This window comes from Clostridium perfringens ATCC 13124, assembly GCF_000013285.1.
GTDB lineage: Bacteria > Bacillota > Clostridia > Clostridiales > Clostridiaceae > Sarcina > Sarcina perfringens.
Genome location: NC_008261.1, coordinates 1,511,971 through 1,532,715 on the forward strand (window position 1 = coordinate 1,511,971; position 20,745 = coordinate 1,532,715).

Below are 20,745 nucleotides of genomic sequence, written 5' to 3' on the forward strand. Positions count from 1 at the left end.
TTATGTTTAAATATGTATCTGATGTAAGTAATATATATCATAATATAATAACTTCTTTCATAGAAAATAAAAATATAGCAATAGATGCTACCTTAGGAAATGGTCATGATTGCGATTTTTTAAGTGAATTATTTAAAAAGGTATATGCCTTTGATATACAAGAAGAGGCAGTAAATTCATATAAATCAAAGAATAAAGAAAATGTTGAAGTTATTTTAGATTCACATGAAAACTTTGAAACCTACATAAAAGAAGAAAATGTTGATTGTATAGTTTATAACTTAGGATATCTTCCAGGTAATAATAAGGAAGTAACTACGGTTGCACATAGTACTTTAAAAAGTATAGAAATAGGATTAGATTTATTAGGTGATAATGGGTTAATGATAATAGCCCTTTATAGTGGACATGAGGAAGGTAAAATAGAGAAAGATGCCGTACTTCAGTTTACAAGTAAATTACCTAAAAATAAATATGGTGTTTTACATACGGAATTTACAAACAGAGCTAAGAGTGCACCTTCTTTAGTTGTTATTGAAAAGAAGTTTAAATAAGATTTAAGTAAGTATAGAGAGGATTTTTAAAATGGAAAGTCAAGATTTAATGAGATTAATTCAAGTTAAGTTTCCAAAGCTTAGTAAAGGACAAAAGCTTATAGCTGAATATATATTAAAGAATTATGATAAGGCTGCATTTATGACTGCTGCTAAATTAGGAAATAATGTTGGAGTAAGTGAATCTACAGTAGTTAGATTTGCTACAGAACTTGGTTTCTCAGGATATCCAAAGTTACAAAAAGCACTTCAAGAATTAATAAAGAATAAGTTAACATCTGTTCAAAGATTAGAGTTATCTAATGACTTTATAAGTGAAGAAAATGCTTTAAAGGGCGTTTTAAAAGCGGATATAGAAAATATAAGAGCAACATTAGAAAAGATAAATCATAAAACTTTTGATGAAGTGGTAAATGAAATATTCAAAGCTAAAAGAATATATATAATAGGACTTAGAAGTTCTACTGCTCTTGCAGAATTTTTAGGATTTTACTTAAATTTAATATTAGATAATGTAAGAGTAATTTCAAATGGAATAAGCGATACTTTTGAACAAATGCTTAACTTAGGGGAAGGTGACTTAGTTATAGGTATAGGTTTCCCAAGATATGCATTAAAAACAATAGATGCTTTAGAATTTGCTAAAACTAGAAATGCTAAAATAGTTTCTATTACAGATAGCTTAATTTCTCCTTTAGCATCTCAATCTGATCATACACTTATAGCTCAAAGTAATATGGCTTCATTTGTAGATTCATTAGTTGCACCTTTAAGTGTAATAAATGCATTAATCATAGCTGTTGGTATAAGAGAAAAAGAGAAGATAACATCAACATTTAGTGAGTTAGAAAAGATATGGAAAGACTATAATGTTTATTCATATAATAAAAATAATATAGAACCTTAATAAAAAGCTGTATAAAGGTATAAAGAACATATAAATTATTTTAAGATAGAGCATAAATTTTATTCTATTATATAATTTATAAGTTTCATAAATTATATCTTTATATAGCTTCATTTTTCGAAATTACATAGAATATTAAAGAAATGCATTTGTTGACAAATGTATTTAATAAAGTTTATTATTAGTTTGATTCAATTAAATTAAGGAGCTGATAAATTGGCTAAAGTAATAGTTATAGGCGCCGGTCCAGCAGGGATGATGGCAGCAATATCTGCAGCAGAAAATCATGAAGTTATTCTTTTAGAAGGTAATGAAAGAATAGGAAAAAAGCTATTTATTACTGGTAAAGGTAGATGTAATGTAACAAATGCAAAGGATATAAGTGAATTTTTTGATTTTATACCAGGGAATCCACATTTCTTGTATAGTGCATTATATACTTATACTAATATTGATGTAATGAACTTTTTTGAAAATGCTGGAGTTAAATTAAAGGTAGAAAGAGGATCAAGAGTTTTTCCAAATTCAGATAAATCTTCAGATATAATAAGTGGATTATCAAGAGGATTAAATGAAGCTTTGGTAGACTTAAGATTACATAGTAAAGTTAAAGATGTTATTTTTAATAACAATAAAATAGAAGCTGTTATTTTAGAAAATGGTTCAAAGGTTAAAGGTGACTATTTTATAATAACAACTGGGGGTAAGTCATATCCTCTTACTGGATCAACTGGAATAGGATTTGATTTAGCTAAAAAGATGGGTCACACTATAGTAGAACCAAAACCATCCTTAGTACCTATAGAAATAGAAGAGTCATGGGTTCGTGAATTACAGGGCCTATCTCTTAGAAATATAGAGCTTAAAATAAAGAATAAAAAGAATTCTAAAGTAGTTTATAGTGGGCAGGGAGAGATGCTATTTACTCATTTTGGAATATCAGGACCTCTTGTTTTAAGTGGTAGTAGATTCATAAAAGATGGTGAGAAATTTGAAATTTCTCTAGATTTAAAGCCTGCCTTAGAGGAAAAACAGTTAGATTTAAGGATTCAAAAGGATTTTAAAAAGAATTTAAATAAGGATTTTAAAAATTCTTTAGATGAACTTCTTCCAAAGAAACTTATACCTGTTATCATAGAGTTATCTAAAATAGATGAAAATAAAAAGGTTAACTCTATAACAAAGGAAGAGAGAAGAACATTATTAAATCTATTAAAGAATTTAACTTTTACAGTAAAAGGCTTAAGAGATATAGCAGAAGCTATTGTTACTGCTGGAGGGGTTTCAACTAAAGAAATAGACCCTTCAACAATGCAATCAAAGATTGTAGATAATCTTTACTTTGCAGGGGAAGTTATAGATGTAGATGCCTTTACAGGGGGATATAATGTTCAAATAGCCTTATCAACAGGATATTTAGCAGGAAAATCAATTTAATTTTAAAATTATAGTTGCTATAAAGTTAATAAAAATTTTAGTTAGTTTAGTAGAAACTTTATAGTAAACTTAAAGAGAGTATAAATTTTACAATGTTTTTATGAGAAAGGACTTAAGAATTATGAATAAACTAATTACAGTTGCTATTGATGGACCAGCAGGAGCTGGAAAAAGTACTATTGCTAAAATAATAGGAGAAAAATTTAATTTAATGTATATAAACACAGGATCTATGTATAGAGCTGTTACTTTAAAAGCCTTAGAAAATAATATTTCAGCTGAAGAAGTTGATAAATTATTAGTTATGATAGATGGAATGGATATGCATTTTGAAAATGATGAGCTTATATTAAATGGAGAAAATATAAACTCATTAATAACTATGCCTAACATAAGTAAAAATGTTTCAGCTTATGCTTCAATAAGAGAAGTAAGGGAAAGATTAGTTAATCTTATGAGAAAAATGGCCTTAAAATATAGCGTAATAATGGATGGTAGAGACATTGGAACAGTTGTATTAAAAGATGCTAATTTCAAATTTTTCTTAACTGCTAGCCCAGAAGAAAGAGCTGATAGAAGATATAAAGAGCTTATGGGAAAAGGTGTAGAAGTTAATTATGATGAAATATTACAAGATATAATAAAAAGAGATTACCTAGATTCTAATAGAGAAGTAGATCCTCTAAGAAAAGCTGAGGATGCTATTGAAATTGATACTACTGGCATAGGTATAATGGGAGTAGTTGAAAAAATATCTAGCTACATGGAGAAATAATATGGAAAGAAACGTAATTTTAGCTAAGAATGCTGGCTTTTGCTTTGGAGTAAAAAGAGCAGTTGATGAAGCTATAAAATATCAAAAAGAATTTGGAAAGAAAATATATACTTTAGGACCACTTATTCATAACAATGATGTTGTTAATTATTTAGAGGATAATGATATATTTGCAATTGAACTTTCAGATGCTGATTCTTTAAAGAAGGGGGATGTTGTACTTATAAGATCCCACGGGGTTAAAGAAAGTGTAATAAAAGATTTAACAGACAAGGGTTTAATTGTTAAAAATGCAACTTGTCCATATGTAACTAACATTCAACTAAAAGTTAAAAAATGTTATGAACAAGGATATAAGATAATAATTGTTGGGGATGAAAATCACCCAGAAGTTATTGGAATTAATGGCTGGTGTAATGATTCTGCCATAATAACAAATGGAAAAACAGAACTTGAAAATATTCCAGCAAAGGTTTGTGTAGTTTCACAAACTACTGAGAAAAAAGAAACTTGGAACAAGGTTTTAAATGAAATAGTAAGAGCAAGTAAAGAAATAGTTGCTTTTAACACTATTTGTTCAGCTACTGATGTTAGACAAAAAAGTGTACAAGAGCTTTCAAAAGAGGCTGATTTAGTTTTTGTTATAGGTGGAAAGAATAGTTCTAATACAACAAAATTATATGAAATATGCAAAAAGGAATGTCCTAAGAGCTATCATATAGAAAATGTTAAAGAATTAGATGAAAGCCTATTAGAAGATGAAAGTGTTAAAACTATAGGAATTACTGCTGGGGCTTCAACTCCAGATTGGATAATAAATGAAGTGATTTCTAAGATTAAAGAATTATAATTTTTAAATGTAATCCTGCAATTTAATTCATAATTATTTTGTACTACTGGTATTAAACTGGGAATTGTTTTATACTATAAATATATGACGAAGTTTTAGGAGTAGTAGTATGAATATAGTTAGATTTAATTTGTGGGATTATTTTAAATATGCAAGAATTTTAAATTTATCACTAAAAAGGCTATGTACTAATTATTTTGTCAAAGTAACTTATAAAAATGAGGTTTATATGCTTTGGGAAATAGATTATGTAGCAAACTTTGATGCATATATAAAAAAAATTACTAAGATAGGTAGCATGAGAAGTATTCCTGAAGAAAGTGGTGTTTTTTCAGAGTTTAATATAAGTAAATATATATATGAAACTGCAAAAGAAGATGAGGGAATTGATTTAAAAATTTATGGGTTTGAAAAGAGGGCTTCTAATATAATGTTAAAGATAGATATTTCTAATTTTAATAAAAAGAATAATGAAAATTTCACTTTCACCCATTTTGTAAAGGGAAGAGATGAAAGTATTCGTTGTAAGGTACAAAATGAGATCTTTTATGAAGAAAACAGAATTCCACTAAAAACAAAAGATATTGTTTATGAATGTAATAGAAAAGCTTTTTTAGAGGATTTAGCATTTTTTGAATTAAAAGATGATACAATAATTGGATATGGTCAAATATTACTTTTAAAGGATAAATACACTATTGCTAACTTTGGAATAATAGAGGAGTTTAGAGGTAAAGGATATGGTGAAGCTTTACTTATACACATATTAAATCAGGCTAAGATAAAAGGATTAAAGGAAGTATATATAAAGGTTAAGTCTGATAACATAAATGCTATAAATTTATATAAAAAGACTGGCTTTGAAGAAGCTTCTGAAATAAGTATATATGAATTGTTAGGATAAATTATATGTATAAAAATAAATCTTTAATAAAACTTACAAATCTATTCTGAGAAAATTTAGAACTTTTTCTTAAAGGATTTGTAAGTTTTATTATTGAGTTTATAAAAGAGAATCCGTTGGTACATAGGATATCTTAGTTTTGAATACACTATCTGTTAAATGGTTACTATAATAAGCACGATCGCTTATTTCTATGTTAGTTCCTTCTTGATTTGATTGATTTTCTTCTAGTTCTTTTAAATCATACATGGTATTCACCTCCTCTTTACTAGTATTAACAACTTTAGAAAATCTTATTTAGGAGTTAGCAAATATTTTAATATGGACAAATTTAGCTTATTATTATATAATAATTATTATTAATTAAAGAATGGAGTGCTTTTTTATGGAAAATAAAATTAGCTTAGTATATGAAAATGGAGAATTTACTGTCTACATAAATGATGAAGTAGTTACAGTTAATAAATATATGGATAATGCAATAGAGAAATTTACTCAAACAGTGCATAATAACGCTACACCAAAATCAATTAAGTGGGAAAGTATTGAAGAGGATTTAAAAGGAATTGATTTAAAAGATTTAGAGATAAATAGTGAATTTAAAACATTAACTTATAAGGATATGAAGTATTTCTACAGTACAGATAAAATCTTTAATATGCATGGTGGAAGAATGCAACAATTATTAGGAGGATATCAATTATTCTCATTTATAGTTAAGATGATTTCTGAAAAACATTTAGAAGATTATTTAGAAGTTTTAAACTTTTGTGAAGATATCTTAAGATGTAAGGTTACATACAGAACTCCAGGAAGTAACTTTATAGTTGGTAGCCCAGCTTTTAACTATGGATCAGCATCATATGATTTTGCTACTGGAAAAGTCAATAAGGGAGCTTCAATAGAAAAGATGTCTTTTGAAGATTTCAAAAAATATATATTTGATATAATAAAATAACCTTTGGTATTCCAAAGGTTATTTTTTATTTCAACATAATTTTACAATTTGTATATAAAATGATAAAATTATTTAAATAAAAGATGGAGGATTATGTATGAATTATTATTTTAGAAAGTTTTATAATGGGAATCTATTATGATTTTAGATGTATTTATATTCTCTATTATATGTATACCAATAAACATATTTTTAAAAAATAAATTTTATAGTAAGTATTTTAAAAGATATTTTCTAATAGCTTTATTTTTGAATTTTTTAGCTTTATTTTTAGGTTTAATATTCCATAAATATTTAGATGAATTTTTATACTTTATTTTAGTAAACTCCTCATATCTATCAGTAGTCTATAGAGGGAATTTAAAGCTTAATGATAAGTATATATTAAAACATTTAATTAAGGCATTTGTTTTTTTATTATTAGCATTACTTCTTATTTTTATAGTTGCATATTCATTTAAAATAACAATAAAATCAATTTACGGTTATTATCTTATTTTATTATTATATCCTATACAGGCATCATATCATCTATATAAAAATATTATGGAATTATATTACTTAAATCAAAAGTATATAAGAGATGAATATATAGAAGTTTAATAACTCCTTAAGTATATTACTATATAATATACTTAAGGAGAATGTTTATTTTTCAAGGGTTTTTAATGTTTTTATTATGAATTCAGGATCTCCAAATAGAGTAAAACGTGCTTTAGAAGATTCTTTTATATATTCATAAGAAAATTTAGCACCATTTTTAACAGCCTCTTCATCTTCATTTATTATTGTAATTAATTTTTTAGATAATTCTTTTCCTTCTAATATATTTTTACAATGAAGGTCTATTATAGTACAGATCTGTACTTCTTTTTGTGAATCTACATTTTTCCCTTCTAAAAAATCAAGTACTTCATTATTTTGGGTAGCTCTTACCTCTTCTTTAGATTTACTGTTATCAAAAAAGTTTTCAATATCCTTCATAGTAAATCTCCATTGCCCACCAATTTTCTTGCCTTCTAATATTCCATCTTTAAGATAGTTTCTAATGGTACGTGAAGTAAGTCTAGTCATCTTTGCTATGTCTTCAATAGTATAAAGTTTTTCAAAGTTATTCATATTCATACACCTCTCAATTCCTATATTTTCATTATATTTCATATATTTTCATATTTCAAGTATACAGATATAAAAATAGGGAATATAAAAAAACTAGAGAAGATAAATTTCTACTCTAGTTTTTTTGCTTATTTTGTTTTAAGTAATTTATGAAAATAAATATAAACTTAAAACAGAGCCTTTTTAAAATTCTTGATACTCACGTGGAATATCTCCTATAAATTCTCTATCAGTTAGGACAATATACCAGAATGTTAAGAATGCTATAAAAGAAAATATGATTCCTAATATAGTCATAAATAGTCCAAATCCAAAATTTCTAAGTATTCTATAAAATACAATTACAAAAAGTATAACTCTAGCAACTGGTATTAAATAAATTATAAAATATAAGTATGATAATCCTGCTAAATGTAACATCTGAAATTCTCCAAGTACAGGAAAGAACATCATCCATGAATGTTTTAAGTTAGCTTTCTTAGCCATAACATAACTTGGGTAGATTCTTATTAAGTAGAATATAAATGCAATTAAAATGCTCATATTGCTTGAATCGTATAATTCTTGAAAATACATAATAGTTTCCCTCCTTTGTTTTAATTATATCATAAAGTTTATAAAAAATTTAAAAACAGCTAATAATAAGAAGGTATTAATTATATGAAAAAAGGGCTTATTAGATAAACATATTTTAAGTTATATAGCTACTAAGCAATAAAATTATAAGTATTTATTTAAGTTACTTTAAATTGATAAAAATAAAAAAATACTATATGTTTAATAAAAAATTTTATTTATTAATGTATATATAATAAAAAAATCAAAGTAAATCTCCTTTTTAGCATACATATATGCATTAAGCTCAAATTGACAATAAATGTTTGTAGGTATACTCTAAAAACATAATTTAAAAAATTTTTGAGGAGATGATTTAGGTGTGCACTCACATACATATTTCTAGTGTTAACAATAATCTTTATTGGGGAAGAACTTTAGATACATCATTTAATCCATTTGAGGTTGGTTCTAAAATAACAATCGTTCCTAGAAACTTTACTTTAGAAACTCAAAGTAAACCTTGGAAAACTAAATACGCCTTTTTAGGTATAAATTTATGTGGATCTACTCTGTTTTTTGATGGAGTTAATGAAAAGGGGCTTGCTGGAGGTCTTTTATTTTTAAAGGCATGTACATGGGATAAGAAAGAAAATATAGAAAAGCAAGGACTTATAGCCATTAATAGTGGAGAAATAGTTACTTGGATTTTAAGCAACTTTGAAAGTGTTAGTGATATAAAAAATAACATATCAAAAGTTGTAGTAACATCTGATGATATTCCTTCATTAGGAGAGCTTGGAAAAGGTAATCCTATTACTGCACATTATACTTTCACAGATAAAATGGGAGAATCAGTTGTATTAGAACCAACAAACCATGGACATTTCCGTGTTTTTGATAATACTGTAGGGGTAATGGCTAATGATCCAACATTTGATTGGCATATGACTAATTTAGCAAATTATCTTCAAGTTCAAGGGTTTAATAAGCAACAAAATCATTTAAATAGCAAAACAGTTATTACACCAATTTCAAATGGTACAGGCTTACTTGGCTTACCTGGAGATTACACTTCACCATCAAGGTTTGTACGTGTAGCATATTTAAGAAATCTTATAGGGGACATTACTGACGAAGAAGCTCCAGCACGTTTATTTAGCATTTTAAATTCTGTTTGGGTTCCAAAGGATGTTGAACGTTTTTATGAAGATAAAAAAGAATCAGATTTTTCAAGTTATATGTGTGCATATGATCAAAGCTTAGGTAAGTTATATTTACGTGTGTTTAACGATATAGATACAAAAGAATTTTCTTTAGAAAATGTTAAAGAAAACGAATTAGTAACTTATTCAATTTAATGAATAAATTTTACATAACAAAAAAGTCTTAGAAATAAGACTTTTTTTATTTTAAATTCAGTTTGTTATTAGAAGCAATTCAATATTTTTGATTTATATAATAAGATTTAAAAAATCTATCTTTTAATAAAAATAAATTTTATGCTATAATACAACAGATAACAATTTAAATTGGAGGAAATGACATGACATTAGAAAATAACATGGATAAAAAACTCTTCTGTATTTCTACATACGGATGCCAAATGAATGAAGAAGATTCAGAAAAATTATCAGGGATGTTAAAATCTCAAGGATATGAAAGAACTGAAAATAAAGAAGAGGCTTCTATTATAATCTTTAATACATGTTGTGTAAGAGAAAATGCTGAAAATAAGGTTTTTGGTAATCTTGGACAACTTAAGCAATTAAAAAAGAAAAATCCTAACTTAGTAATAGCGATTTGTGGATGTATGATGCAACAAGTAGGTATGGCAGACAAAGTCTTAAAAACTTTCCCTTATGTTGACATAATATTTGGAACACATAATGCCCATAAATTCCCTGAATACCTACATAGAGTACTTCAAGAAGGTGTTCAAGTTAAGGAAATATTAAACAAAGAAGAAGGAATCGTTGAAGGATTACCTATAGATAGAAAGAGTGATGTTAAAGCATTCGTTACTATCATGTATGGATGTAACAACTTCTGTACATACTGTATAGTTCCTTACGTTAGAGGAAGAGAAAGAAGTAGAAAATCTGAGGATATCATAAAAGAAATAGAAGAATTAGTATCTCAAGGATATAAAGAAATAACTTTATTAGGACAAAACGTAAACTCATATGGAAAAGGATTAGAAGAAGATATAGATTTTGCTGGTCTTTTAAGAAAAGTTAATGAAGTTAAGGGTTTAGAGAGAGTTAGATTTATGACTTCTCATCCTAAGGATTTAAGTGATGATGTTATCATGGCTATAAAAGAATGTGATAAGCTTTGTGAACAAGTTCACTTACCAGTTCAAAGTGGATCATCAAGAATATTAAAAGAGATGAATAGACACTATGACAGAGAGTACTACTTAGATTTAGTTAAGAAAATAAAATCAGAAATACCAGATGTTACTTTAACAACTGATATAATCATTGGATTCCCAGGAGAAACTGAAGAGGACTTCTTAGATACATTAAGTCTTTGTGAAGAAGTTGGATATGATTCAGCATTTACATTTATCTATTCAAGAAGAAATCATACTCCTGCTGACAAAATGGAAAATCAAATTCCAGATGATATAAAGCATGATAGATTTAATAGATTAGTTGAAGCTATAAACAAAAAGGTTGTAATAAAAAATAAAGAATATGAAGGTAAGGTAGTTGAAGTTCTTGTTGAAGGACCAAGTAAGAATGATGAAACTAAATTAACTGGAAGAACTAGAAATGGTAAATTAGTTAACTTTGCTGGTGATGAAAAACTAGTAGGTGAATTAGTTAACTTAAAAATAGTTAGAGCACAACCATTCTCATTAATTGGTGAAATAGTAGAATAATTTAAAAGTGGGATGTATCAAGATGATTTTTGATACATCCCACTTAATTTTTATAAATTTGCAAGTAATCTTTCTTATTTAATTAGGGTGTATTTTTATTTTAGCTTATCTAGTAATATCTTTTTTAAATTTAAAAAAGGTTTCCTAGGCAATATTTGCTTATAAAAATCTAGCTTTTAATAAATTAATATAACTTATTTGGGGATAATATAGTTTGAAATAGTGAAATTATTCTTTATTACGAATTATATTTACTACTTATTAAAATAAAGTTCGTTAAAGCAAAAATATTTTTCTGTTGAATTTATCAGTGAAACTTTTCTTGCAACTTTGAAATGCAAGTGGTTTTTTAAAAAAATTGCATTTTTATTTTAAAAACACTTGATTTTAATAAATTATTGCAATATAATTAACTTATAAATTTCATTTTTTTAAAACGAAAAGGGGGACTTATTATGAAGATACCTTGTTCCATGATGACTCAACATCCGGATAATGTAGAAACTTATATTTCAATACAACAAGAACCAGCAGAAGCGATAAAAGGATTAACACCACAAGATAAAGGTGGTTTAGGAATAGAAGAAGTTATGATAGATTTTGAAGGAAAGTTAACACCTTACCATCAAACATCACAAATAGCATTAGGATTAATTTCAAATGGTATAATTCCAGGAAAAGACGTTAGGGTAACTCCTAGAATACCTAATGCAAATAAAGAATCAGTATTTAGACAACTTATGAGTATAATGTCTATAATTGAAACAAATGTTCAATCAAAAGAATTAACTGGAATTCCAGCAATCTCAGAGGTTGTTGTTCCTATGATTGAAACTGGTAAAGAAATTTCAGAGTTTCAAGATAGAGTTAACTCAGTAGTTGATATGGGGAATAAAAACTACAAAACTAAATTAGATTTAAATAGTGTTAGAATAATACCTCTAGTTGAGGATGTACCTGCACTAGCAAATATAGATAGAATATTAGATGAACATTACGAAATAGAAAAGAGTAAAGGACATGTTTTAAAAGATCTTAGAATAATGATAGCAAGATCTGATACAGCTATGTCATATGGATTAATTTCAGGAGTTTTATCAGTTCTTATGGCGGTTGATGGAGCTTATAAATGGGGAGAAAAACATGGTGTAACTATAAGCCCAATCTTAGGTTGTGGATCACTTCCATTTAGAGGCCATTTCTCAGAAGAAAACATAGATGAAATCCTTGCTACATATAGTGGAATTAAAACTTTCACATTCCAATCTGCTTTAAGATATGATCATGGTGAAGAAGCAACTAAACATGCAGTTAATGAATTAAAAGCAAAAATTGCAGAATCAAAACCTAGAAATTTCAGTGAAGAAGATAAAGATTTAATGAAAGAATTCATAGGAATCTGTTCAAAACATTATCTTCAAACATTCTTAAAGGTAATAGATACAGTTTCATTTGTATCTGACTTTATTCCTAAGAATAGAGATAGATTAACAAAAGCTAAAACTGGATTAGAATATAATAGAGAAGTAGCAAACTTAGACAACGTAGCAGATTTAGTTAAGGATGAAGTATTAAAACAAGAAATTCTTAGCATAGATAACTCAAAAGAATATGCAGTTCCAAGAGCTATATCATTTACTGGAGCTATGTACACATTAGGAATGCCACCTGAACTTATGGGAATGGGTAGAGCATTAAATGAAATAAAAACTAAGTATGGCCAAGAAGGTATAGATAAACTTTTAGAAATATACCCAATCTTAAGAAAAGACTTAGCATTTGCTGCTAGATTTGCAAATGGAGGAGTTTCTAAGAAGATAATAGATGAAGAGGCTAGACAAGAATATAAAGAAGACATGAAATATGTAAATGAAATTCTTAACCTTGGATTGGATTATGATTTCTTAAACGAAAATGAATTCTACCATACTTTACTTAAAACTACAAAACCTATAATTATGCACTTAATGGGACTTGAGGAAAATGTAATGCGTAACAGCACAGAAGAACTTAAAATCCTAAATGAGTGGATAGTAAGAATGGGTAAAGTAAGAGGAAGTATAGGCTAAAATATGTTTGGTATAAATTAGATATGAGGTAATTTATATAATTATACTATAACAAAAAAGTCAATAAACTTGATTTGAGACCAATAAATAATATTAATTAAAACCAAATAAATGAGGAATTTTATTAAGTGTATTAAAGCACTTCTTATTAGTTAGTTTTTAGCTAATTAATAGGAGGTGCTTTTTATTTTAGTAAATAATACTTATACAGTTGGTAATTCTAGAAAAAAGTTGCAGTTCGTTTATTTTAAAAAATAATAGTTGTGTATTCCAAAAATCCAGTTTTATGGAGCTACTACTCCTTCTGCTTGTCTTATATCAAACATCATTAATTTGTCATATGCTTGATTAAAGCTTTTTCTAGCTTGTTGTAATGTTAAACTATCTTCTGTTCTTGGATAAGCTTCTTTTGGATATTGCTCTGCAAAGTTATGAAATGATGTTTGAAGTTCTTCCATAATTTGTAAATATTCATCATCAAATATATAAATTTTATTATATTCTTCTATTGTGTCTACAATTTCTTTAAATGATTGGTCTGATTCTGGTAGCATGACTCCTATCATTTCCCAGTTGTCAGGAACTCCAACTTCTATAAATTCATTTACATTCATCTTATAAGTTTCTAATTCATTAACTATTCTATGCATTTCATTTATTATAATATTGGGTTGAGTATAAGCTTTTATCATTGTATCTCTTGTAGATACTGAATAAGGTATTATTAATTGCTCTTTGCAATCATCAGTTGCCATCATTAATACTGCATCTACTATTGCATTAGTTTTCTTAAGTTCATCATTATCCATTACTGATATTTCTGCTTTTGATAAGTTTAAGAATTTTTGATATTCTACTGTATTTAATTCATCATCTGTAAATTCATTTACACCTTCGAATTGTCTATTATTTTCTTTTGCCCAGTCATATTGTTTTTGTATTTCCGCATCTTTGTTTGATATTTCTATACATTGGTCTAGTTTAGTATTTATTGATTCTGGTGTTATGGGAGCTTCTCCACATCCAACTAAGCCTATTAATGATAATCCTGTTAATATAGCAACTAATAATTTTTTCATGATATATCTCCTTTAGAATTTTAGGGATTAATATTACAATATATTCTAAAGGATGGGATTTATTGAATTAGGGGATATGGAAATAACTTTAGAATGGATTGAATTTTTATTAAAGTACGGTAAGTAAATTTTTAGAACTTAGATTAATTCTAAGGTCTTTTTTCAACAAATATGAGATTACTGCAAAAATGAAAGAATTAAATTAAAAATCACTTTGGATTGAAAAAAAGAAAGGTGACTTATATTATTGCCCTAAATGCAGAGAGTATTTAGAAAAAGATAAATTTCATAATAGCAAAGCTTCTAAATATGGGATAACTAGTTATTGCAAATCATGTGATAAAATAAGAAGACGTATAGAGTTTGAAAAAAGAGCTTTAGCTGAGGTGTTAGGAGTTCAAAGAACGAAAGAAGAAGTAAATAGGGGCAAGTTTAAAAAATGCAACAAATGTGGTGAAACTAAATCTATAGAATAATTCAATTTGGCTAGAAAAAACAAACAGCTTCAAAGTCAATGTAAAAAATGTCATAGTGAAAGTATTATAAAATCAACTTTAAATAGAATAGAGAAGCGTTGTTATTAGCGTAAATAAAGCATATGATGAAAAATATTCTGATAAATGAAATAAAAAAATCTAATGGAATAGAGGATCTAAGTGTTGAAGATTTGGATGATTTATTTGATATAGAAGCATTTAGATTTTAATTATAAATAATAGAGAGTATATCTAAGGGTATGCTCTTTTCTTATGCCTAAAAATAAATTCATTGTAATAAAACTAGACACTTCGGAAATCATAATTAAGCTTTCATATAAGTACAATAGTATTGAACTATATATAACACATATTGTAGCTATATTTTATGATGTTAAAGTTTTAGCAAATAAACAAAATAATAAACAATATGCATTGTTAAAAACATGTATATCATTATAAACTTTACATAATATACATAACTTGTTAATATTAAATTGAGATTTTAATATAACGGGGAGAATTAAATGAAAACAAACGCTATTAACTTATTTAACTTTGTGCTTTTTATATCTTTTTCATGTATTTTTATAAAGAATTGGTTTATTTATAAGAGATCATTTTCTAATGAATCCTATTATATTAATCCAAGCAGAAAAAAAGATATACAAAAGCTTACATTATTTAAATTTTTATCTGTAATTATACAGTTAACAGTAGTTGCAACTTTACAATTAATATTATTTTTTTATACAAACAAAATTAATTTTTTTAATATAGCAGCTTTATATTTTTTAATATATGCTTTTAATTTATCTATCTCTATAAATAACGATTATATTTATAGAAATTTTAAATTAATAAAAAAGTCTGACATAGATTATTTTAATTTAGATTATAAAAATAATATTGTTAAGATATATTTAAAAGGTAAAAAGAAACCAATTATAATAGCATTTAAAAAAGATTTATCTAATTTTGCAAAAATTTTAAATAAATTAGGATATAAAGAACTTTTGACTAGGAAAAATTTTTAATACTACTTTATAATAAAAGTTTCAGTGTTATTAACTTTAAATAAAGAAAATATATTATTTTAATTACAAGAAATATTTAAAAAACCAGTTGATTTCCATAAAAATAGTTTACATAATATACATAATTTGTTAATATTAAATTATAAAGTATTATGGGAGGGATTATTTATGGATAAAAAATTTTGGTCAATAACAACAAATGGTAAAAGTTTAATTTTTTATAAAAAGACTTGAAAGTTAAGGCTAAATTAAAACTTTAAAAAAGTGCTAATTTAAAACTAAATTTCTTAAGTATTATTTATTGAGTATTATTTATTGAGTATTATTAATAAGAAAGCCCTATATAAAATTTAAAAAGTATAGGCTTAGATTATTCAAGACGGCGAGATATGGTAATTGATGAATTAAAGGATTAATGCAATAGAAATCATCAAAATACTAAATTTAAAAGAGGTGTTGAGTAATGGATTTAAACAAATTAAAGCAAAATAATATAAGAGAGATGGAAGTAGAAGAATGTAAAAAGGAAATAGATAGAACAGTTAGAGAGTTACTATCTATTAAAGAAAAGTTTTATAATGCACAAAACAAAGTAATTGCAAATGAAAATAGAAAGATTGATGAATTTTTAACTGAAGAATTAGGATTTGTAAAAGATATTAAAGAAAATTTTGTTGATTACAGATTAGAAAATGAAGAAGTAGGAAAAATAAGAATTGAGGTTTGTAACAATTATCTTAAAATACAGGGTAAAGAGTACAGATTTTGGTTGGATACAGACTTTAATTTATGCAAGTTAAATTGGGCTATTAAAGAAGATTTTGGTTATGAGCATTTAGATAGAGGATATAAAATTCAAGGTAGAGAGAATTGGAATAAAGAATTAAAAGAATTAATGAAGGTTAAAAAAGTTTATGAGGACACTGATTTTGAACTTATGAAACTAGAAGGAGATATCTTTTATTTTGTTATAGAAGATAAAGAAAATTATAGAAAAATAAAAGCAAAATCCTTAGTAGACTTTATAAAAGAACAGTTAGAAGAAATTTAATTATATAGTAATTTAAAGAGTATCCAAGAGTGGATACTCTTTTTTATATTTAAAAAGAGTAATATTAAATGTTATAATATTTCTATGTAAACAGTATACGGGGGTAAGAGGTAATGGGGTTATTTAGTAAAAATAAAGAAAGAAAAGGTTATACTTCTATTGATTCCTATTTAAAAGAAAATAACTTAGATAATGATATTAAATCTGTGACAAATGTTAATATATTTTTTATGGATGGAGAAGAAGAGGATTTTTATTTAGAAGATCATATGCTTTTAAAATTTAAAAACTTCATAGAAAATCCAGAGAAAGATTTTTTAATATTGAAATATTATTCCTCATTGTATAGTGATGGTTTTAGCCTTGAAGAAATTACTTTAATGAGACATGGAATATGTAGATTTAGAATTGATAGTGAAAAGGAAAATATACTTGTATCAGATTCATAAAAAATTAACTTTAGTAAAAAGGGGCAATTTTGAAAAAGAGATTTTATTCAACTTAAGAAATAGAATCTCTTTTATTTTAAAATTATGATTCAAATTAAAAGTAAAGATTTATTTGGAAATAATTGTGATTTTTTTATTTATAAATTATTAAGTATGTGAAAATTTTAAATATTTATTATTTATATTTTTTTAAAAATACCTTATAATTTAAGTGATTATTCTATAATTCAATTTAAATATTAACAAATTAACAAAAATTTACCTGTAAGGTGTTGAAATTGATTCTCAAAAACTTTACAATGTGATGAAAATGTGTTAAATTTAGATTGATAAAGATTTTCAATTAAGAAAGAGGGGGTAGACCATATGTTTAAACAATGGGAAGGCTTTAAAGAAGGAGTATGGCAAAATGGAATAGATGTTAGAAACTTCATACAAAAGAACTATACTGCATATGAGGGAGACAAGAGTTTCTTAGAAGGAACAACAAAAAGAACTGATGCAGTTTTAGAAAAAGCTCAAAAGTTAATTATAGAAGAAATAGAAAAAGGCATTATAGATGTTGCTACAGATAGAGTATCTGGAATAGACAATTATGAGCCTGGATATTTAGATAAAGATAACGAAGTTATCGTTGGTTTCCAAACAGATGCACCACTTAAAAGAATAGTTAATCCTTTCGGTGGAATGAGAATGGTTGAAAGTTCTTTAAAAGAATACGGCTATGAATTAGATAGCAGTATAAGAGAACACTTTAACGCTTATAGAAAAACTCATAACCAAGGTGTATTCGATGCATACTCAGCTGAAACAAGAGCTGCAAGATCTGCGGGTCTTTTAACTGGTCTTCCAGATGCTTATGGTAGAGGAAGAATTATAGGTGACTATAGAAGAATTGCCCTTTACGGTATAGATTATCTAATAGAAGAAAAGAAAAAAGATTATGCTAATATATCATTTGAAAGCGAAGGCTCAGTAGAAGAATATATTCAATTAAGAGAGAATGTTTCAGAGCAAATAAGAGCTTTAGAAGCAATAAAGTCAATGGCTGCAAGATATGGCTTTGATATATCTAAACCAGCTGCAAACGCTAAGGAAGCAGTTCAATTCTTATACTTTGGATACTTAGCTGCAGTTAAAGAAAACAATGGAGCAGCAATGTCTCTAGGAAGAACTTCTACTTTCTTAGATATTTTCATAGAAAGAGATCTTAAGGCTGGAACTTTAACTGAGTTAGAAGCTCAAGAATTAATAGATCAATTTATAATAAAATTAAGATTAGTTAGACACTTAAGAACTCCTGAGTATAATGATTTATTTGCTGGAGACCCAACTTGGGTAACAGAAGGTATTGGAGGTATGGGTGTAAATGGTAAACCATTAGTAACTAAAAACTCATTTAGATATCTTCAAACTTTAATAAACTTAGGACCTGCTCCAGAACCAAATATGACTGTTTTATGGTCAGATAGATTACCAGAAGGATTCAAAAAATTCTGTGCTGAGGTATCAATTAAAACTGACTCAATTCAATATGAAAATGATGAGTTAATGAGACCTATATACGGAGATGATTACTCAATAGCTTGTTGTGTATCAGCAATGCAAATTGGTAAGCAAATGCAATTCTTCGGAGCTAGAACTAACTTAGCTAAAGCTTTACTTTACACTATAAATGGTGGTATTGATGAAAAATCAGGTAAAGTTGTTATTAAAGGTTTAGAGCCAATAACAGACGAAGTTTTAGATTATGATAAATTAAGAGCTAACTATGATAAAGTTTTGGAGTACGTTGCTAAGCTTTATGTAGATACAATGAATGTTATCCACTACATGCATGATAAATATGCTTATGAAGCTGGACAAATGGCTTTACATGATACTCATGTAGGAAGATTAATGGCATTTGGTATAGCTGGTTTATCAGTTGTAGCTGACTCATTAAGCGCAGTTAAATTCGCTAAAGTTAAACCTATAAGAGAAAATGGAATAGCTGTAGACTTTGAAATCGAAGGTGACTTCCCTAAATACGGAAATGATGATGATAGAGTTGACGATTTAGCTGTAGAAATAGTTAGAAAGTTCTCAAGTGAGCTTAAGAAACATCCATTATATAGAGGTGCTAAGCACACATTATCAATCTTAACTATTACTTCAAACGTAGTTTATGGTAAGAAAACAGGTTCAACTCCAGATGGAAGAAAAGCTGGTGAAGCATTTGCTCCAGGAGCTAACCCAATGCATGGAAGAGATAACAGTGGAGCTTTAGCTAGCTTAAACTCAGTTGCTAAAATTCCATACTGTGAAGTTTGTGAAGATGGTGTATCAAACACATTCTCAATCGTTCCAGATGCTTTAGGAAAAGAAGAAGATTCTAGAATAGATAACTTAGTTGCTATTATGGATGGTTACTTCAAACAAGGAGCTCACCATCTAAATGTTAATGTATTTAACAGAGAAACTTTAATGGACGCTATGGAGCATCCTGAAAAGTATCCAACATTAACAATCAGAGTATCAGGTTATGCTGTTAATTTCAATAGATTAACTAGAAATCAACAATTAGAGGTTATAAGCAGAACATTCCACGATTCTCTATAATCTTATATAATAAGAGTGTATAAGGTGAAGGCTTTATACACTCTTTTTTGAAATGTTTACCGTAAGGAGGGACAGCATTATGGTTAAAGGAAGAATTCATTCATTAGAAACTATGGGCTTAGTAGATGGACCTGGTATAAGATTTGTAGTTTTTATGCAAGGCTGTGGAATAAGATGTGCTTTTTGTCATAATCCAGATACTTGGTGTAAAGATAAGGGGACTGAATATACTCCAGAGGAGCTTGTAAATAAGATAAAAAGATTTAAAACATATTTTAATGCATCAGGTGGTGGTGTTACTTTCTCAGGTGGAGAGCCTCTTCTTCAACCAGAATTTTTATTAGAATGTTTAAAATTATGTAAGAAGGAAGGAATACATACCACATTAGATACTGCAGGTGTGGGATTAGGAAATTACGAAGAAATTCTTGAATATGTTGACCTTATATTATTTGATGTAAAGGAAACTGATCCTGAAAAATATAAAAATTTAGTAAGAGTTCCAATAGATAAATCCTTAGAGTTTCTAAAGGTAGCTCAGTCCATGAATAAAAAAATGTGGATAAGACATGTTGTAGTTCCTGGATATACAGATAATAAAGAAGATTTAATGAGAATTAAGAATTTTGTAGATGGTCTTAATAATATAGAAAAGGTTGAACTTTTACCTTATCATGTTTTAGGTGTAAATAAATATGAAGGGCTTAATATTCCATATAGATTAGAGGGAGTTCCACCTTTAGATAAAAAGTGGTTAAAAGAACTTGAAAAAGAAATATTTAATTAATATAATTATTTAGATAAAAACTAAAGTCTAATTTTAGGCTTTAGTTTTTTCTTACATAAAAAATATGTTAGAATAATTAGTATGACATAATTAACATTTTAAAAAAATCAAAGTATATTTTATTAACTTTTTAAAGAAAAGTTTTTAGGCTTTAGTAATTAAATAAAAAGAATTTATATTTAAAAGTTATAATAGTTATTGATTATGATATTTTAGAAAATGTTATAAGGTTTTAGCATATAGAAAT

19 protein-coding genes are annotated in these 20,745 nt (G+C 26.8%); 15 read left to right on the forward strand and 4 right to left on the reverse strand.

Annotated features, from left to right (window positions below; all coding sequences use genetic code 11):
* Window positions 1–2: 2 nt before the first annotated feature.
* From CPF_RS06530 to CPF_RS06555, 6 genes are all read left to right on the forward strand, one after another.
* Window positions 3–554 (forward strand): tRNA (mnm(5)s(2)U34)-methyltransferase, encoded by a 552-nt coding sequence (locus CPF_RS06530; protein ID WP_003460730.1) that lies wholly within the window; start codon window positions 3–5, stop codon window positions 552–554.
* A gap of 31 nt (window positions 555–585) precedes the next feature.
* Window positions 586–1,461 carry a MurR/RpiR family transcriptional regulator gene (locus tag CPF_RS06535; protein WP_003449332.1) on the forward strand — a complete coding sequence of 292 codons (876 nt, stop codon included), beginning with the start codon at window positions 586–588 and terminating at the stop codon, window positions 1,459–1,461.
* A 216-nt stretch (window positions 1,462–1,677) separates the two neighbouring features.
* A complete protein-coding gene (locus tag CPF_RS06540) occupies window positions 1,678–2,898 on the forward strand; it encodes an NAD(P)/FAD-dependent oxidoreductase (protein WP_003460716.1) in 1,221 nt (406 codons plus the stop codon).
* Window positions 2,899–3,019: 121 nt separating this feature from the next.
* A complete protein-coding gene (cmk, locus tag CPF_RS06545) occupies window positions 3,020–3,673 on the forward strand; it encodes a (d)CMP kinase (RefSeq protein WP_003460731.1) in 654 nt (217 codons plus the stop codon).
* 1 nt (window position 3,674) lies between these two features.
* Complete coding sequence (locus CPF_RS06550) at window positions 3,675–4,523, forward strand: 4-hydroxy-3-methylbut-2-enyl diphosphate reductase (protein ID WP_003460702.1); 849 nt, start codon at window positions 3,675–3,677, stop codon at window positions 4,521–4,523.
* Between the two features lie 109 nt (window positions 4,524–4,632).
* Complete coding sequence (locus CPF_RS06555) at window positions 4,633–5,427, forward strand: GNAT family N-acetyltransferase (protein ID WP_011590669.1); 795 nt, start codon at window positions 4,633–4,635, stop codon at window positions 5,425–5,427.
* Between the two features lie 99 nt (window positions 5,428–5,526).
* Here CPF_RS06555 and CPF_RS14995 read toward each other — a convergent pair whose 3' ends face one another.
* Window positions 5,527–5,676 carry a hypothetical protein gene (locus tag CPF_RS14995; protein WP_003449347.1) on the reverse strand — a complete coding sequence of 50 codons (150 nt, stop codon included), beginning with the start codon at window positions 5,674–5,676 and terminating at the stop codon, window positions 5,527–5,529.
* A 136-nt stretch (window positions 5,677–5,812) separates the two neighbouring features.
* Between CPF_RS14995 and CPF_RS06560 the strand changes: the two genes are divergently transcribed.
* On the forward strand, window positions 5,813–6,385 hold the full coding sequence (locus tag CPF_RS06560; protein WP_003449367.1) for a hypothetical protein: 573 nt from the start codon (window positions 5,813–5,815) through the stop codon (window positions 6,383–6,385).
* A gap of 648 nt (window positions 6,386–7,033) precedes the next feature.
* Here CPF_RS06560 and CPF_RS06570 read toward each other — a convergent pair.
* Together CPF_RS06570 and CPF_RS06575 are read right to left on the reverse strand one after the other, a co-directional pair.
* Complete coding sequence (locus tag CPF_RS06570) at window positions 7,034–7,504, reverse strand: helix-turn-helix domain-containing protein (protein ID WP_003460703.1); 471 nt, start codon at window positions 7,502–7,504, stop codon at window positions 7,034–7,036.
* 183 nt (window positions 7,505–7,687) lie between these two features.
* Window positions 7,688–8,080, reverse strand: a complete 393-nt coding sequence (locus CPF_RS06575) for a hypothetical protein (protein ID WP_003460714.1) — start codon at window positions 8,078–8,080, stop codon at window positions 7,688–7,690.
* 359 nt (window positions 8,081–8,439) lie between these two features.
* Here CPF_RS06575 and CPF_RS06580 point away from each other — a divergent pair, with 359 nt between their 5' ends.
* From CPF_RS06580 to ppcA, 3 genes are all read left to right on the forward strand, one after another.
* A complete protein-coding gene (locus CPF_RS06580) occupies window positions 8,440–9,420 on the forward strand; it encodes a linear amide C-N hydrolase (RefSeq protein ID WP_011590670.1) in 981 nt (326 codons plus the stop codon).
* Window positions 9,421–9,605: 185 nt separating this feature from the next.
* Window positions 9,606–10,949 carry a tRNA (N6-isopentenyl adenosine(37)-C2)-methylthiotransferase MiaB gene (gene miaB, locus CPF_RS06585; RefSeq protein WP_003449335.1) on the forward strand — a complete coding sequence of 448 codons (1,344 nt, stop codon included), beginning with the start codon at window positions 9,606–9,608 and terminating at the stop codon, window positions 10,947–10,949.
* 455 nt (window positions 10,950–11,404) lie between these two features.
* On the forward strand, window positions 11,405–13,018 hold the full coding sequence (gene ppcA, locus CPF_RS06590; protein WP_011590671.1) for a phosphoenolpyruvate carboxylase: 1,614 nt from the start codon (window positions 11,405–11,407) through the stop codon (window positions 13,016–13,018).
* A 284-nt stretch (window positions 13,019–13,302) separates the two neighbouring features.
* Here ppcA and CPF_RS06595 read toward each other — a convergent pair whose 3' ends face one another.
* Window positions 13,303–14,097 carry a hypothetical protein gene (locus CPF_RS06595; RefSeq protein WP_011590672.1) on the reverse strand — a complete coding sequence of 265 codons (795 nt, stop codon included), beginning with the start codon at window positions 14,095–14,097 and terminating at the stop codon, window positions 13,303–13,305.
* Window positions 14,098–15,100: 1,003 nt separating this feature from the next.
* Between CPF_RS06595 and CPF_RS06600 the strand changes: the two genes are divergently transcribed.
* The 5 genes from CPF_RS06600 to pflA all read left to right on the forward strand — a co-directional run bounded on the left by CPF_RS06600 (window position 15,101) and on the right by pflA (window position 20,498).
* Window positions 15,101–15,610: a hypothetical protein gene (locus tag CPF_RS06600; protein ID WP_011590674.1), complete on the forward strand. Its 510-nt coding sequence runs from the start codon at window positions 15,101–15,103 to the stop codon at window positions 15,608–15,610.
* Window positions 15,611–16,073: 463 nt separating this feature from the next.
* The gene (locus CPF_RS06605; RefSeq protein WP_011590675.1) at window positions 16,074–16,661 is read left to right on the forward strand and encodes a hypothetical protein; all 588 of its coding nucleotides are present in this window, start codon (window positions 16,074–16,076) and stop codon (window positions 16,659–16,661) included.
* 113 nt (window positions 16,662–16,774) lie between these two features.
* The gene (locus tag CPF_RS06610) at window positions 16,775–17,110 is read left to right on the forward strand and encodes a hypothetical protein (RefSeq protein WP_003469972.1); all 336 of its coding nucleotides are present in this window, start codon (window positions 16,775–16,777) and stop codon (window positions 17,108–17,110) included.
* Window positions 17,111–17,476: 366 nt separating this feature from the next.
* A complete protein-coding gene (gene pflB / locus CPF_RS06615) occupies window positions 17,477–19,711 on the forward strand; it encodes a formate C-acetyltransferase (RefSeq protein WP_003449375.1) in 2,235 nt (744 codons plus the stop codon).
* A 79-nt stretch (window positions 19,712–19,790) separates the two neighbouring features.
* On the forward strand, window positions 19,791–20,498 hold the full coding sequence (pflA, locus tag CPF_RS06620) for a pyruvate formate-lyase-activating protein (protein WP_003477793.1): 708 nt from the start codon (window positions 19,791–19,793) through the stop codon (window positions 20,496–20,498).
* Window positions 20,499–20,745 lie beyond the last annotated feature (247 nt).

Excerpts from the sequence above, each read along its gene's own strand:
- CPF_RS06530 (WP_003460730.1), top strand. The coding sequence starts at position 3 with ATGTTTAAATATGTATCTGATGTAAGTAATATATATCATAATATAATA.
- CPF_RS06535 (WP_003449332.1), top strand. The coding sequence starts at position 586 with ATGGAAAGTCAAGATTTAATGAGATTAATTCAAGTTAAGTTTCCAAAG.
- cmk (WP_003460731.1), top strand. The coding sequence starts at position 3,020 with ATGAATAAACTAATTACAGTTGCTATTGATGGACCAGCAGGAGCTGGA.
- CPF_RS06550 (WP_003460702.1), top strand. The coding sequence starts at position 3,675 with ATGGAAAGAAACGTAATTTTAGCTAAGAATGCTGGCTTTTGCTTTGGA.
- CPF_RS06555 (WP_011590669.1), top strand. The coding sequence starts at position 4,633 with ATGAATATAGTTAGATTTAATTTGTGGGATTATTTTAAATATGCAAGA.
- CPF_RS14995 (WP_003449347.1), bottom strand. The coding sequence starts at position 5,676 with ATGTATGATTTAAAAGAACTAGAAGAAAATCAATCAAATCAAGAAGGA.
- CPF_RS06560 (WP_003449367.1), top strand. The coding sequence starts at position 5,813 with ATGGAAAATAAAATTAGCTTAGTATATGAAAATGGAGAATTTACTGTC.
- CPF_RS06570 (WP_003460703.1), bottom strand. The coding sequence starts at position 7,504 with ATGAATAACTTTGAAAAACTTTATACTATTGAAGACATAGCAAAGATG.
- CPF_RS06575 (WP_003460714.1), bottom strand. The coding sequence starts at position 8,080 with ATGTATTTTCAAGAATTATACGATTCAAGCAATATGAGCATTTTAATT.
- miaB (WP_003449335.1), top strand. The coding sequence starts at position 9,606 with ATGACATTAGAAAATAACATGGATAAAAAACTCTTCTGTATTTCTACA.
- ppcA (WP_011590671.1), top strand. The coding sequence starts at position 11,405 with ATGAAGATACCTTGTTCCATGATGACTCAACATCCGGATAATGTAGAA.
- CPF_RS06595 (WP_011590672.1), bottom strand. The coding sequence starts at position 14,097 with ATGAAAAAATTATTAGTTGCTATATTAACAGGATTATCATTAATAGGC.
- CPF_RS06600 (WP_011590674.1), top strand. The coding sequence starts at position 15,101 with ATGAAAACAAACGCTATTAACTTATTTAACTTTGTGCTTTTTATATCT.
- CPF_RS06605 (WP_011590675.1), top strand. The coding sequence starts at position 16,074 with ATGGATTTAAACAAATTAAAGCAAAATAATATAAGAGAGATGGAAGTA.
- CPF_RS06610 (WP_003469972.1), top strand. The coding sequence starts at position 16,775 with ATGGGGTTATTTAGTAAAAATAAAGAAAGAAAAGGTTATACTTCTATT.
- pflB (WP_003449375.1), top strand. The coding sequence starts at position 17,477 with ATGTTTAAACAATGGGAAGGCTTTAAAGAAGGAGTATGGCAAAATGGA.
- pflA (WP_003477793.1), top strand. The coding sequence starts at position 19,791 with ATGGTTAAAGGAAGAATTCATTCATTAGAAACTATGGGCTTAGTAGAT.